This is a genomic window from Pseudarthrobacter cellobiosi (genome assembly GCF_023913815.1).
GTDB lineage: Bacteria > Actinomycetota > Actinomycetes > Actinomycetales > Micrococcaceae > Arthrobacter > Arthrobacter cellobiosi.
In genome coordinates this window covers 315,034-329,685 of record NZ_JAMXBK010000028.1, presented here as the reverse complement: position 1 = coordinate 329,685, position 14,652 = coordinate 315,034, and the positions used below count along the sequence as shown (strand labels likewise).

Genomic DNA, 14,652 nt, shown 5'->3' with positions numbered 1-14,652 from the left:
ATCAGGAGTTTGATCAGGACCCAGTAATGCCGGAAGAGGCCCCAAGCGGTCCCGAGGGCCTGGACTATTCCGGAGAGCAGCGAAGCCACACTTAGCGGAAAGATGACTATCCAGCCGATGACGTTCATCCCGAGATACGCTGCCCGGACCAGCGCGGCATCGGTGGCCGACAGCCCCGCGATCGCGAGAATCAAGAACGTAGCGACTGTTTGTTCCCGTCCGACGATGGCCCGTGCGACGGGGTGTTCACTGTCGGATTCCACTGCGGCAGCCAGGGCCAGCATGCGGTCAGTATCTTCCCCTGCAAACGGCGGCGATGTCCTTCAGGTCCGGTTCGCCCGTGGTCAGGGTACCGGTCTTCTCGAAGAGGACGACGTCGATGGTCCACATACGTTCCAGGGCCATCCGGTTCTTGATCGGCACCCCGGCCCGGGCAGCCTGTTCGGCGGAGATCGCGATGACCAGCGGGATGGCCAGGTCCAGGGCGTGCGGGCACGCGATCACCAAGACGGTGACGGTGCGGGTGACGGCCTCCGGGACGCTGCCCAGCAGCGTCCAGACGATGGAGGTGATGATGCCCGCGCCGGCGGCGGCCGGAATTGCACGGGCCTGGACAAACCACTTCACTGGCAACACCCAAAGAATACCCCCATGGGTATATTCTGCAATGTGCTAATGCCCACAGCTTTGGGGGAGCGGGCGGCCGTGCGCTCGCCTTACCGCCAGGACGGTCAGCCGTGGCTGGGTTCCCCGGTGACGGTGTGGTCGGCGTGGTTCAGGCCTTCCAGGACAAGCCGGGCCAGGTGGCCGTCCGCGATGCTGTAGACCACCCTGCGGCTGACCTTTTGCGTGCTGACGAGGCCGCTGAAGCGGAGTTTGGCCAGGTGCTGGCTGACGGAGGTCCGGGAGGCCCCGGTGCGATCCACCAGTGTGGTGACGTCGGCCGGTTCCTGCGTCAGGAGCCAGAGCACGTGCAGGCGGGTGGGATCGGACAGCATGCGGAACGTGGCGGTCGCGGCATCCAGCCGGCGGGCATCGGGGAGCCGGGGGTGGTGAAGGCTCGGTGTGTTGACGGCCTGGGCCTCTGCCACCGGATCACCCCTTCCTACTGGCCGGTTCTGCGCCGGTCCTGGAGGCAGTCGGCCAGAATTTCAGGGCCGCTGCTGTACTGATCATAGCCACCATAGCCAGGACGGCTGCGGCCGCGGGCTGGCCAGCGGAGGCGCCGATCCAGCCGGCTACCGGGTAGGTGACGATGAAGCACGCGTGCGAGAGGGAGAACTGGGCGGTGAAGATGTAGGACCGGGTGCTTTCCGTCGCGGAGCGGCGCAGCAGCCGGGCCGACGGGGTGCTGATCATCGAGGTCCCGGCCCCCAGGGCAACCCAGAGCCCCAGCAGCACGAGCCACGGCCCGGCAGTGGCCAGCAGCACAAACGTGCCGGCGAGGCCAAGGCCAAGAAGCGCGGCTCCGGACATCATCAACGAACGGTCCGTGATTCGGTCCAGCGCCCTGGGTGCACTCAGCGCGGCGGCCATCGAGCCGGCGCCGTAACAGGCCAGGGCGATGGCGACGTCGGCGTTGGATCCTGCGAACAGGTCCCGGGCGTAGACCACCGTGTTGACCAGCACCAGGGCTGTTGCGGCGGCCACGGCCAGATTCAATGCGAGGAGGCCGCGCAGTTCCGGCGTCTTCGCAAAGATCCGTGCCCCGAGCGTGGTCCGCCGCCAGAGTGATCCTTCCTGACGGGGTTCCGGTGTGGCTGGCAGTCTGGTGGTCATCACGAGTGCCGCTGAGAACATAAAGCCTGCCACGGTGCCGAGGAAAAGTTCGTGGAAGGTAAGTACGGACAGGAGTGCTGCGGCCAGGGCCGGACTGATCAGGGATTCCAGGTCATAGGCGAGGCGGGAGAGTGACAAGGCCCGCGTGTACTGCCGTTCATCGGGAAGCACCACCGGGATCAGGGACTGGAAGGCGGGCGTGAACGTAGCGGAGGCGCTCTGAAGGACAAAGACCAGCATATAGATTTGCCAGGCCTGATCCACCGCGGGGAGCATCAGTGCGATGCCTCCCCGGGTCAGGTCCGCGGCCACCAGGACCGGCTTTTTTGGCAGCCGTTCGACCAGTGCCGCCATGACGGGCGCGACGAAGACGTAGGCCAGCATCTTTATGGTCAGCGCTGTCCCGAGCACGGCCCCGGCCTGTGCTCCTGCAAGGTCGAACGCCAGCAGTCCGAGGGCCACAGTCAGCAAGCCGGTCCCCAGCAACGCAACAATCTGGGCTGAGAAGAGCTGCCGGTAGGCGCGGACGGCCAGAACTTCGATCATTAGGATCCCTCAATCGAAACAATATGTGCGTACTTATGCACCTATTGTAGACGGCTAAAACCCAATGCCTGCAGGGCCAACCTCGAACGGGTGCACGGGAGATTCTTGGTCACCAGCCCTATTTTCCAAACCTAGGCTAAGACTTGCTTACTGTGCTCCTGTTTTTAGATAAAGATGTCTTTCTGTTCACTAGTGTTACGCGGGTCACAGAGAAGGAAGGACGCCGTAGCAATGACAGCAACAAAAGCACAAAACGTATCCCGCTCCTCACTAGGGGCCCTGCTTGCCTCAAACTCGTCCTGGACCGAGCTGAAACGGGCCGCCGGAGAACTGCAGCAGATCCAGGTGAAGGACGGCTCGATACCTGATCCGGGGGACCATGACCGCGCCCTGTACGAGGTCGCCACGATCACGGCTTCAATCAGGGATTTGGCCCCCTCGTTCCCGCACGATGCGGAGTATCTGGCCCGGCTCGAAGTTGACTTCGAGCGGTGGGCTGCTTCCTCGTTCGGGGTCCCGGACTTCCTGGATTCTCTGCTCGCATTCCAGCCACAACAGCACCGAATCGACGGACTGCCGCATCTGGTGGTCTTCCCTATGTATACGCAGAACGGCAGCCCGAACCGCTTCGTGGAGGCCGTGCTGTTCGAAGTAGTGTGGCCGGAGTTCATCGCTGAACTCGAAGGTGCAGAGTATTCGAACCAGTTGTTCGTACCCATCCGCTTCATCGACTTCACACCAGGCTATGACACGAACTCGGCCGTGTTGTTTCCCGAGAGCGTAGCCGTTCGTGAAACCCCGCAGTTCACCTGGGGTGGTATTTTCGCGGATCGCGAGGCTGAGCGGTTCCGGAGGGTGGTGGCCGCAGCCAGCGACATCACGTCCCTCACTCTCCCCGACGGAGCGCGGCGGCTGCTTGAAGACCCTCAGCTGGCCTTGGAAACCTTCGTGATGTGGGATCTGATCCATGACAGGACGCACATGCGCGGGGATCTGCCGTTTGATCCGTTCATGATCAAGCAGAGGATGCCGTTCTTTCTCTACACCCTGGAAGAGTTGCGGTGCGATCTGACGGCATTCCGTGAATCCGTCCGTATCGAGAGGGATGAGAACGCGCCGCCGGAGGCGCGAAACCACGCGAAACTCGTCCAGTATGCCGTTATCTTCGACCGGATTTTCCGGTTCGCGATGACAGGAAACCGGGTCCGTAATTACGACGGCCTTGGCGGTCAGCTCCTTTTCGCCTGGATGCACCAGCACAAGGTGCTTCATTGGACGGACTCGAAACTGTCCATCGACTGGTCGGAAGCGCCCGAAGTAGTTATCGAACTTGGCAAGCGGATCGAGGAGCTGTACTGGCGTTCAATTGACCGCCCGAAAACCGCTCACTGGCTTGCGGCCTATGAATTCATCAGCGCGACAGTCACCCCGAACCCCGCATCCCTCTGGGCCAAGGGGCCCGAGGCGCTGGTCCTTAACGGCCCTCCTCGGGGCCTGACCGACCAGGTGCTTGATGACGAGTTCCCACTTTCAATGTTCTACGAAGCACTGGAGAAAAAGATGAGAAACGTCATCGAATCCACGGCCGGAATCACCGGCGAGCCCAACGGCGGCAACAGCCGCAAGGACGCGGCATGATGGCTCCCGACGGACCCAGGACGGTCATGGTGGCCGGCTCCACCAGCGAGGCCGGGACCGCCGTCGTATCGGCCCTCAGCGGCGCCGGATTCCGCGTCGCCGCCGTGGACCTGGACACTGAACGCGTGCAAAACCTCGCACAGTCCTGGCCCAACGTCACCGGCTACACCTGCAACCTCGCAGAACCCGCGGCCGTCGGGGAACTGGCGTCCTCGGTCCGCCGGGACCTTGGACCCCTCGATGGCCTGATCCACCTGGTGGGCGGCTGGCGCGGCGGCGACGGCATACCGGGGCAGGAGGACTCCGACTGGGACTTTCTGCACACCAGCGTCCTGACGACACTGCGAAACACCAGCCGCGCCTTCTACGACGACCTTGAAAAGTCCCCGGCGGGACGACTGGCCATCGTGTCTGCCCAGGCAGCTGCCAATCCCTCAGCAGGTGGTGCCGCCTACGCAGCGATCAAGGCCGCTTCCGAGGCCTGGACTCTGGCGGTGGCCGACGGCTTCCGCAGCTCACAATCCGGCAGCACGGACCACCGGCAGCCGCAGCGGTCAGCTGCCGTCGTGTTCGTGGTCAAGGCCCTCGTCGACGACAAGATGAAGGCCTCCCAGCCCGACCGCAAATTCCCGGGATTCACCCATGTGAAGGATCTCGGAGCCGCTTCGGCCGCCCTGTTCAGCAGGTCCGCTGCCGAACTCAACGGATTCCGCCTACCCCTGGTCTGATCTTTCACCTATCCCGACCCGGAAGCAGGTAGGGAGATCGACCAAGCGCCAGTACAGGCGCGCCCGCACGCCGACCTGCGTGCAGGCAGTCAGTCAGTCAGTCAGAAAACAATCCCATTCATGGGCCACACCAACCAAGAGGTAAACAATGTCGTTTTCTCCGTCCAAGAGGACAAAGGCACTGGCGAGTCTCGCCATCGGCCTTCTTTCTCTGACCGGTTGCACCAATGCATCACAGACCTCGGGGGGAGCTGCCCCGGGTTCCACTGGCTTTGATCCCGCCTCTGTGGCCAGGGACGATGCCCTCGCCGCGAGCGTCCCTGAGGCCATCAGGAGCAAGGGCACCCTCACGGTGGGTGCCGACACAACGTACGCACCTGCCGAATCCCTGGGCGGCGCCGATGGCCAGACCCCGGTGGGCTACAACGTGGATTTCGCCAAGGCCATCGGGGCGACCCTCGGCCTGAAGGTCAGGGTCCAGACATCGGAATTCACGGGAATCCTGCCCGCTCTCGGTGCCAAGTACGATCTGGGAATCTCCTCCTTCACCATCAACGCGGAGCGTCTGAAGGCCGTCAACATGGTCAGCTACTTCAATGCCGGCACGTTGTGGGCCGTCCAGAAGGGCAACCCGAAGAAGTTCAGCGTCGATGACATCTGCGGCAAAACCGTGGGGGTGCAGACCGGCACCACCCAAGAGGACCCCGACGTCTCCGGCCGGTCCAAGGCATGCGCGGATGCCGGAAAACCGGGCGTCAACGTCGTCACTTTGAAAACGCAGACAGATGTGACCACCCGTCTGGTGAACGGCAGCATCGACGCAATGGCCGCCGATTCCCCCATCATCGGCTATGCCCTCTCGCAGACCGGCGGCAAGCTGGAGGCCCTGGGCGATGTTTACGCTGCGGCACCGCAAGGTATCGCGGTCGCCAAGAGCGACACCGCCCTGTCCGAGCTCATGAAAAACGTCATGAACAAACTCATCAGCGACGGGACCTACGGGAAAATCCTGGACACCTGGAGCAACACCAAGGGCGCCGTCACGAAGTCTGAAGTGAACCCGGCGGTAGGCAATTGAGCACCCTCGCACCCACTGATATCACCGACCGCAGGACCGGTGCCGCGCACCGGAAACCGGAACTGATCGACGCCGTTCCGGTCCGCCATCCAGGCCGCTGGGCCGGCGCCGTCCTCATCCTGCTGTTCGCCGCGCTGCTGGGCCAGAGCCTGGTCACCAATACCAATTTCCGCTGGGACATCGTCGGCACCTATTTCATGGACGTGCTCGTCATCCAGGGCATCGGCTGGACGCTGTTGCTGACAGTCCTCTCGATGGTGATCGCCATCGTGCTGGCCATTCTCCTGGCCTTCATGCGCCAGTCGGACAATCCCCTGTTCCGCGGCGTGAGCTGGACCTGGGTCTGGTTCTTCCGCGGCACACCGGTCTACACCCAGCTGGTGTTCTGGGGACTCATTTCTGTTCTTTATCCCAAGATCGCCCTGGGGATTCCGTTCGGACCGGAACTGTTCAGCTTCAGCACCCAGGACGTGATCACCGCCTTCATGGCAGCGATCCTGGGACTGGGGCTGAACGAGTCAGCCTATCTGGCCGAGATTTTCCGCGCCGGCCTGAAGTCCGTCGACTCCGGCCAGATGGAAGCCGCCGAGGCCCTGGGGATGCGCAAGTCCAAAATCATGTGGCGGATCATTCTGCCGCAGGCCATGCGCGTCATCGTGCCACCCACCGGCAATGAGACCATCGGGATGCTCAAGACCACCTCGCTGGTGCTCGCGGTGCCGTTCACCCTGGACCTGACATTCGCAACCAACGGCATCGCCAACCGCAGCTACCTGCCCATTCCGTTGCTGATCGTGGCCGCCCTCTGGTACCTGGTGATCACCAGCATCCTGATGGTGGGCCAGTACTACGTTGAGCGCCACTTCGGAAAGGGCGTGGACAACATCGTCCCTGCCCCGGTCAAGCCGACCCCGGCGGCCGCCGCAGCCAAAGCAGCCAAAGCACCCAAACAAGAGGATGAGCTACCGTGACCATCACCAACGACCTCATGACGAAGGAGACCCTCGTCCGGATTGACGGGGTCCACAAGTACTTCGGAGAGCACCATGTGCTCCGCGGGATCGACATGACGGTCCGGCAGGGTGAGGTTTCCGTGCTGATCGGGCCGTCCGGGTCCGGGAAGTCCACGTTGCTGCGCTGCATCAACATGCTGGAAACCATCAGCGCCGGCCGGATCCACGTCCGCGAAGAACTGATCGGCTACCGCGAGACCCGCGGCCGCCTGCATGACCTCACCATCAAAGAGATCGCCGCCCAGCGTCGGGAGATCGGCATGGTCTTCCAGCGCTTCAACCTCTTCCCGCACCGTACGGCGCTGCAGAACATTATCGAGGCGCCCACCCAAGTCAAGCGGCAATCCAAGGTGAAGGCTAGATCACGAGCGATGGAACTTCTGGACCGTGTCGGTCTCGGCAACCACGCCAACCACTATCCCGCGCAGCTCTCGGGCGGCCAGCAGCAGCGCGTGGCCATTGCCCGTGCACTGGCCATGGAACCGGAACTGATGCTCTTCGACGAGCCGACCTCGGCCCTGGACCCGGAACTCGTGGGCGAAGTGCTCAGTGTGATGAAGGACCTGGCCAAGTCCGGCATGACCATGATCGTGGTGACCCACGAGATCGGCTTCGCGCGCGAGGTCGGAGACACCCTGACGTTCATGGACGGCGGCGTCGTCGTCGAAAGCGGCAACCCGCGTGACATCATCGCCAACCCGCAGCAGGCCCGCACCCAGGAGTTCCTCTCCAAAGTTCTCTGACGGCTCAACCCACGCGGTCCGGGCGTGATGTGCGAAGCGGATCATGCCCGGACCGGCATTGGTCCACGGCCGGATCACTCGAGCCATGCCTCGGCGACGCGTAGCGCGAATCGGAGTAGCCGCAGGTCAAAGACTCCGGCGCGGTGGCGCTCTGGCTATGATCGAGGTAGTGGGTTCTGAGCTGAGGGGGAACACTGGCTGATGAGTGCCGTTACTGTCGCGCGCAACGTCCGAGCAGCTATCTGGACCATTCTGGCGGTCCTTGTGGCTGGGGGCGTGATCTGGTTCGCCGTGTTTGCCGCAAACAAACCTGCCACGCCCGTGCCCCCGGCGTCCGCAGATTCCCAGGTGGTGAGGGAAGACAGCCACCGGCTCACCAGCCCACCGGCCGAGAAAGCCCAGCTGGTTGAGTTTCTGGACTTCGAGTGCGAGGCCTGCCGCGCCGCCGAGCCTTTGGTGACGGAGCTGAAGGAGGACTACGGGGACCGGATCACCTTCGTCCAGCGCTACTTCCCCCTGCCCGGACACCTGAACTCCGGCACGGCAGCGCTCGCTGTCGAGGCCGCCGCGCGTCAGGGCCACTACGAACCGATGGTCACGAAGCTTTTCGCGACCCAGCCCGAGTGGGGCGAAAAGCAGGACTCCCAGGCCGCCCTCTTCCGGACCTACGCGGAAGGCCTCGGCCTCGACATGGCCCGGTTCGATCAGGATGTTGCCGCCGAGGACACCAAGGAACGGATCCGCCGGGACATCGCGGACGGAAAAGCCCTCGGTGTTACCGGCACCCCGACGTTCTTCCTGAACGGCGAAAAACTCGTCCTCAACACCGAAGCCCAGTTCCGGCAGTTGCTCGACGACGCCGCCCGGTAGGGCTGTGGTTAGTGCCGTGCAACATCGGGGGTGGCGCCAAACTTAAGCCCGCAACTCCCGATCAATCCGTTCCATGCGGGCCCGCACCAACTGGAAACGCGCGTCCCCCGGACCGGTCAATCGTGCCAACACGGAAGCGGCGGCCATGTCGCCCGAGCCCATATCGCTGGCGCACCAGCGTGAGATCAGGTCGGCGTCTCCGCTTGAACGGACCGAGGCCGCAACAGCCTCATTCAATTCGTCACGCATGAGCTCAACCGCCAGGTTCGTCGAGCGGTTGAGCAGGCGGGCCGGGTACGCTGCCAACGCTTCGCCGAGGCGGCCGGCCCGCAAGTACCCGGCCACAGCGTCGGCGTCGGACACCACAGTCACGCCAGCGGCAAAACGGTACGGATTGGGCTCGACCACGGCACCCAGCACCGCACGAATCCGGTGCATTTCCGTCCGAATTGTCGCGGCCGCTCCGTCCTCGCCGTGCAGCTGGTAGGCCAGCTCTTCGGCGCTCCAGCCCTGCGTTCGCGAAGCCAGCAACGCCAGTATTTCGGCGCGGGGCAGCGTGATGTGAACGCCACGGTTGCCGTCGAGCTCTGCTGTCGGCTTGTCGCCGAGCAGCCGTAGGAACAGCGTGGAGGCGGTGCTGGGACGGGAATGCCCGACGGCGGCGCGCGGACTCAGTGCCGCCGTCGGGCCCGCGGTCCGCAACAGTTCCTCGGCGAGCCGCACGCCGCAGCGCACCATCCGCAGGCTGTCCGGCGTCACGGTGTCGATCGGCCCCGAAACATCCAGCATGCCCAGTCGTGGTGTGTGCGCACCAGCTGCTCGGCCGAAAACAGCTGGGCCGGGCCCCCGGTAATAAGCGCCTCGCTGATGGCGTTGGTGCCGATGCCGGACTCGGACCAGTCGGCACCTTCAACGAACTCCAGCAAGTCCGCCTGCCGCAACGCTGACCCGCTGCCGACCCGCCACAGCACCTCCCCCTTATGGTCGGTGACGATCAGCAGGTGACGGCCGGCTGCGGACTCATCGGCGAGCAGCTGGGACAACGCCGGAACCACGGACGCCAAACGGTGGTCGGCGCCCAAAGAACGGGCCTCGGACACATCATGCAGATGCGCGGGACTGTGCTGCTCGGGATTGATGCCCAGAGCCATGGAACGGCGCGGTGTTTGAGCTTCAGGCATCGCACCACACCCGCTGATCACCACCCGCTCAGGCGACGGCTGCGCCGACATGGCGCAGCCGTCTCTGAGGCATCGAGATCAGGATGATTCTTCACGTGATAGGCCGCGGACGGCTCTACCCTCGAAGGTGTTGGCGCAGTCCGGGGATGGCAAAGTCGACCTTCCCGTAGCCGGCAGACTCGATCAGCCCGGCTGCGATGAGCCTGTTCCGGTACTTGGAGACCAGATTGGGTTTGGAATTGATGATGTTCCCGATCTGGGCAGCTGACGAAGGGCCATCCTGCTGGGCCATCGCATCGAGGAACTCTCGGTCCTTGTCGGAGATGTCCGAAAGCGCCGATTCGACAACAACCAGGGTGTTTCGTCGAAGCGCGGCTGCGATGGCAGCGCGGACCGCGCTCTCATCCAACGTCCAGCCCGACTTACCAGCCTCCATCCAGAGGTAATAGCCGACGAGCTGAATAAGGAACGGGTAGCCCTCTGTGGCCGCCGCCGCCTCGCTGATCAGCTCCGGGGAGACGCCGATGCCTCCTTCGCTGAAAAGTTCCTGGTAGGAGGCGGTGACTTCGGCGACGGCCGCTTCGTGCAGGTTGATCCTGTCGGCCCGCCGCAGGAAGGTGGCTACACCTTCGTTGAGCAGATCGGACACGGCCGAGGGGAGGCCGGCGAAGATCAGGCCGATCGGCAGGCCGTCGCGAATGAAGTGTTGGACGTCGGCAGCCAACTGCGAGATTTCTGTCCGGTCGACGGCATGGATCTCGTCAATAGTGATGACCAGGCCCGTTCGTTTCGCGTCCAGCAGTCGCAGGAGTTCCTCGCCGGTCCGCCGCCAATCCGGAAAGCGTTCCTGCGGGAGTTGCGTGGTCAACCCGAACCCTGCGGCGGAGAAAGCCGTGATCTTCCGCGTTGGCGGACCGTCTCCGAACTCGTCGGCAAGGCGGAGCATGTCGTCGCCGATCTTTGCCAGGAATCCAGGATTGGCCGTCCGGGAGATCACGGCCCAACCGTGATCTCTGGCGATCGCCTCCGCAGCGCCGAGCATTACGGTCTTGCCGATGCCCCTGGATCCCGTAATGATCGTGAGCAGCCCCGGAGCCCCCGATCCCTGTTGCAGGCCGTATTCGAACTCGTCCAGGAGCCCGGATCGGCCGATTAGGTCCGGAGGCGTGGCTCCGGCGGTGGGCTTGAAAGGATTCTGCACAGACGGCCTCCGGGTGAAACCTGGTGAAAGTGGTGAAACTGGTGAAACTTTGGCCAGCTTAGCAGTCCAGGCTACTCGGCTGCTGAGCCGACGTTAGGGGCTGGTGACGATGACGAGTTGCCGGTGGCCCGCATGTTCGGGTTCGTCCATCCTCGACCCTTTGGTGCGGTACTTCGCATGATGGTCGATTTTCGAAACGCGTGCGCGCACGGCTCTCGTCTCTTCAACCGAGCTTTCAAACGAGCGCTCTCGCTCAAGGCACACAAGACAGATGGTGACTTGCTTGCACACCTGCTCGAGCCAGGCTTCACAGCCACGCCCAAACCGCATCAAAGGCTCTATATCTATGCGGCCACCCTGGCGTTCATGCTCCGGTCACACACGAGCGGCTCTGGCTGGCATTTGACCTTCAAGACTCAGGTCAGAAAGCTCGACATCGAGCTTCGAACGCCAGACGGGTCAACTCATCTCCCCGAACGTGAGCATGGGATTTCCCGCCCACTGGGCTGAGCTGGACATCTGGAAACCAACGTCCTGACTTTGACCGGCCCCGAACCGGCGCAAGCGACCTGCGGCAAACGTCCAGCCTGAACGATTTCTCATCGATTGCTCCGTAACGGCCCTTATGGCTCCTCAAAAGGGCCGTTACGGAGCAATCGATGGTCATGTGGCGCCGGAGCCGGCGGACATCTTGCAAGCAATCCAGAATCCGGCTAATCTGTGAGACGTGTCACGGACAAAGTGGCACAAGCTTTTGATCTGCGGCGGGAGAGTCCTGCCGGTACGTTCAGCAGGCGCCGTAGGAGCAAATCCTCTCCGGGAATCTCTCAGGCCCACGTACCGCCGCGGTTAGGCAACTCTGGAAAGCAGTCCGGCAACGGGCTCACCGACGGTGCAAGCGTCACCCTGCGAAAGCGGGTGGGCGCGGAAACTCTCAGGTCCCATACAGAGCGGGGAGGAACCCGAATCAATGTGGCGTACCCAGCGCGCCACCTGAATTATGGAGTTCCTTCATGACCATCCAGTCGTCCCCTTCCACCTTTGCCGATCGGCATATTGGTGCGCGCCGCCAGGCCGATATTGACACCATGCTCAAGGCCGTCGGCTATGACAGCGTTGACGGCCTCGTGGACGTTGCCGTCCCCGACTCCATCCGCCAGGCCAAGCCGCTGGCCCTCGAGGACGCCCTCAGCGAGGTTGAGGTTCTTGCCGAGCTGCGGAAGCTCGCGGCGAAGAACAAGACGGCTGTGCAGATGATCGGCCAGGGCTACTACGACACCGTGACGCCCGCGGTCATCCGCCGGAACATCCTCGAGGCCCCGGCCTGGTACACCGCGTACACCCCGTACCAGCCGGAGATTTCCCAGGGCCGGCTTGAGGCTTTGCTGAACTTCCAGACCATGGTCCAGGACCTGGTGGGCCTGCCGATCGCGAACGCGTCGCTGCTGGATGAAGCAACCGCGGTGGCCGAGGCCGTGCTGATGATGCGCCGGGCCAACAAGAACAAAGAGGCCCGGGACGGCAAGACGGTCCTGGATGCCGACTGTCTGCCGCAGACCATCGCGATCGTGAAGGGCCGCGCCGAGGCTCTCGGTTTCGAGGTGGAGGTCGCTGACCTGTCGATGGGGCTGCCCGACGGCGTCATCAACGGGATTGTCCTGCAGCAGCCGGGCGTGTCCGGCCGCGTCTTCAACCACGCCGACGTGATCGCGGCAGCCAAGGAGCGCGGCGCCCTCGTCACGGTCGCCGCCGACCTGCTGGCGCTGACGCTGATCACCCCTCCCGGGGAGCAGGGCGCGGACATCGCCGTCGGCTCCACCCAGCGATTTGGGGTGCCGCTGTTCTTCGGCGGCCCGCACGCGGCCTACATGGCGGTGGCGAAGGGCCTGGAGCGGTCCATGCCGGGCCGCCTCGTCGGGGTGTCCAAGGACGACGCCGGGACCCCCGCGTACCGTCTGGCGCTGCAGACCCGTGAGCAGCACATCCGCCGTGAGAAGGCCACGTCCAACATCTGCACCGCGCAGGCACTGCTGGCCATCGTCTCCTCCTTCTACGCCGTCTACCACGGCCCCGACGGACTCAAGGCCATCGCCGAGCAGGTCCACCACAACGCCCGCACCCTGGCAACTACGCTGAAGGTCGCCGGCCGCGAACTGGTCACCGAGACCTTCTTCGACACCGTCACGGTCCGCGTCCCGGGCAAGGCCGCCAAGGTCATCGCCGCCGCCGAAGCGCGCGGCATCAACCTGCGCCACATCGATGAGGACACCATCGGCGTCTCCGCTGATGAAACCACGACGACGGATGTCCTCTCCGCCATCGCCGTCGCCTTCGGTGCCGGTCCGGTGGTGGACGCGAAGGGCTTTGAACTGCCCGAATCGGTGCTCCGCACCTCCGAGTACCTGCAGCACCCGGTGTTCAACACGCACCGTTCCGAGACCCAGCTGCTGCGTTACATCCGCAGGCTTTCGGATCGGGATCTGGCGCTGGACCGGACCATGATTCCGCTGGGTTCCTGCACCATGAAGCTGAACGCCACGGCAGAGATGGAAGCCATTTCCTGGCCGGAGTTCGCCTCCATCCACCCGTTCGCCCCGGACTCCCAGACCGTGGGCTGGCGCGAACTGATCAGCGGGCTGGAGAATGACCTCGCGGAAATCACCGGTTACGACCAGGTGTCCCTCCAGCCGAACGCCGGTTCCCAGGGCGAGCTCGCTGGCCTGCTGGCGATCCGCGGCTACCACCTGTCCCGCGGCGATGACCAGCGCACCGTCTGCCTGATCCCGGCTTCGGCGCACGGCACCAACGCCGCCTCCGCCGTCCTGGCCGGCATGAAGGTCGTTGTGGTCGCCACCGCCGCGGACGGCAGCATCGACCACGCGGACCTGAATGCCAAGATCGAGGCCAACAAGGACGTCCTCTCGGCCATCATGATCACCTACCCCTCCACCCACGGCGTCTACGACGCCGACGTCACCGAAATCTGCGACGCCGTGCACGCCGCCGGCGGCCAGGTCTACGTGGACGGCGCCAACCTCAACGCCCTCGTGGGTCTCGCGCAGCCGGGCAAGTTCGGCGGCGACGTCTCGCACCTGAACCTGCACAAGACCTTCTGCATCCCCCACGGCGGCGGCGGCCCCGGCGTTGGCCCGGTCGCAGCGAAGGCGCACCTCGCGCCGTTTATGCCCGGCGACGCCAACAAGGCGGCGCACGAAGCCGGCCACGGCGTGGCCATCAGTGCATCCAACTTCGGGTCCGCCGGCGTCCTGCCGATCTCCTGGGCGTATGTGAAGCTCATGGGCGCAGAAGGCCTGACCGAGGCGACCAAGTCGGCGCTGCTCGCGGCCAATTACGTTGCGGCCCGCCTGAACGAGTTCTTCCCGGTCCTCTACACGGGCGAAGGCGGTCTCGTGGCGCACGAGTGCATCCTTGACCTGCGTGACCTGTCGGCCAGGACCGGCGTCACCGCGGAGGATGTGGCCAAGCGCCTGATCGACTACGGTTTCCACGCCCCCACCCTGGCTTTCCCGGTTGCCGGCACGCTGATGGTGGAGCCCACCGAGTCCGAGGACCTGGTGGAGATCGACCGGTTCATCGACGCGATGATCACCATCCGGAAGGAAATCGACCAGGTGGCCAACGGCGACTTCAGCGTGGAGAACAGCCCGCTGCGCCATGCACCCCACACCGCGTCCGCCGTCGTATCTTCCGACTGGACCCGCGAGTACCCGCGTGAGCAGGCCGCCTTCCCGGTCCACCACCTCAAGCAGGACAAGTACTTCCCGCCCGTCGGCCGCATCGACGGCGCAGCAGGGGACCGCAACCTGATCTGCTCCTGCCCGCCCATCGAAGAATTCGCGAACTAGTTTCGTGTG

12 protein-coding genes, 1 pseudogene and 1 riboswitch are annotated in these 14,652 nt (G+C 64.1%); of the genes and pseudogenes, 7 read left to right on the top strand and 6 right to left on the bottom strand.

Going from position 1 to position 14,652, the window contains the following annotated elements; all coding sequences use genetic code 11:
- Positions 1–221 precede the first annotated feature (221 nt).
- From NG701_RS19705 to NG701_RS19695, 3 genes and pseudogenes are all read right to left on the bottom strand, one after another.
- Positions 222–591: pseudogene (locus tag NG701_RS19705) on the bottom strand (heavy metal translocating P-type ATPase); the annotation flags it as partial.
- 140 nt (positions 592–731) lie between these two features.
- Complete coding sequence (locus NG701_RS19700; RefSeq protein WP_252570139.1) at positions 732–1,091, bottom strand: ArsR/SmtB family transcription factor; 360 nt, start codon at positions 1,089–1,091, stop codon at positions 732–734.
- A gap of 4 nt (positions 1,092–1,095) precedes the next feature.
- Positions 1,096–2,325, bottom strand: a complete 1,230-nt coding sequence (locus NG701_RS19695) for an MFS transporter (protein WP_252570138.1) — start codon at positions 2,323–2,325, stop codon at positions 1,096–1,098.
- A gap of 231 nt (positions 2,326–2,556) precedes the next feature.
- Between NG701_RS19695 and NG701_RS19690 the strand changes: the two genes are divergently transcribed.
- From NG701_RS19690 to NG701_RS19665, 6 genes are all read left to right on the top strand, one after another.
- Positions 2,557–3,963, top strand: coding sequence for a DUF6421 family protein (locus NG701_RS19690; RefSeq protein ID WP_252570577.1), 1,407 nt, complete (start codon positions 2,557–2,559; stop codon positions 3,961–3,963).
- A complete protein-coding gene (locus NG701_RS19685) occupies positions 3,960–4,691 on the top strand; it encodes an SDR family NAD(P)-dependent oxidoreductase (RefSeq protein WP_308291923.1) in 732 nt (243 codons plus the stop codon). The genes NG701_RS19690 and NG701_RS19685 overlap by 4 nt, the downstream gene beginning before the upstream one ends.
- A gap of 286 nt (positions 4,692–4,977) precedes the next feature.
- Positions 4,978–5,769, top strand: coding sequence for an ABC transporter substrate-binding protein (locus NG701_RS19680; RefSeq protein WP_252570136.1), 792 nt, complete (start codon positions 4,978–4,980; stop codon positions 5,767–5,769).
- Complete coding sequence (locus NG701_RS19675; RefSeq protein ID WP_374208717.1) at positions 5,766–6,740, top strand: amino acid ABC transporter permease; 975 nt, start codon at positions 5,766–5,768, stop codon at positions 6,738–6,740. Before NG701_RS19680 ends, NG701_RS19675 begins: the two co-directional genes overlap by 4 nt.
- Before the next feature lie 17 nt (positions 6,741–6,757).
- Entirely contained in the window at positions 6,758–7,525 is a 768-nt protein-coding gene (locus NG701_RS19670; protein WP_058932985.1) for an amino acid ABC transporter ATP-binding protein, read from the top strand.
- Positions 7,526–7,726: 201 nt separating this feature from the next.
- Positions 7,727–8,395, top strand: coding sequence for a DsbA family protein (locus NG701_RS19665; protein WP_252570134.1), 669 nt, complete (start codon positions 7,727–7,729; stop codon positions 8,393–8,395).
- A 42-nt stretch (positions 8,396–8,437) separates the two neighbouring features.
- Here NG701_RS19665 and NG701_RS19660 read toward each other — a convergent pair whose 3' ends face one another.
- From NG701_RS19660 to NG701_RS19650, 3 genes are all read right to left on the bottom strand, one after another.
- Positions 8,438–9,184, bottom strand: coding sequence for a hypothetical protein (locus NG701_RS19660; RefSeq protein ID WP_252570132.1), 747 nt, complete (start codon positions 9,182–9,184; stop codon positions 8,438–8,440).
- A complete protein-coding gene (locus NG701_RS19655) occupies positions 9,151–9,576 on the bottom strand; it encodes a hypothetical protein (RefSeq protein WP_252570130.1) in 426 nt (141 codons plus the stop codon). Before NG701_RS19655 ends, NG701_RS19660 begins: the two co-directional genes overlap by 34 nt.
- Before the next feature lie 115 nt (positions 9,577–9,691).
- Entirely contained in the window at positions 9,692–10,777 is a 1,086-nt protein-coding gene (locus NG701_RS19650; protein ID WP_252570128.1) for a DUF8462 domain-containing protein, read from the bottom strand.
- Positions 10,778–11,532: 755 nt separating this feature from the next.
- Positions 11,533–11,630: riboswitch (glycine riboswitch) on the top strand.
- 160 nt (positions 11,631–11,790) lie between these two features.
- Between NG701_RS19650 and gcvP the strand changes: the two genes are divergently transcribed.
- Positions 11,791–14,643 carry an aminomethyl-transferring glycine dehydrogenase gene (gene gcvP, locus NG701_RS19645; protein WP_252570126.1) on the top strand — a complete coding sequence of 951 codons (2,853 nt, stop codon included), beginning with the start codon at positions 11,791–11,793 and terminating at the stop codon, positions 14,641–14,643.
- The last annotated feature ends 9 nt before the right edge of the window (positions 14,644–14,652 follow it).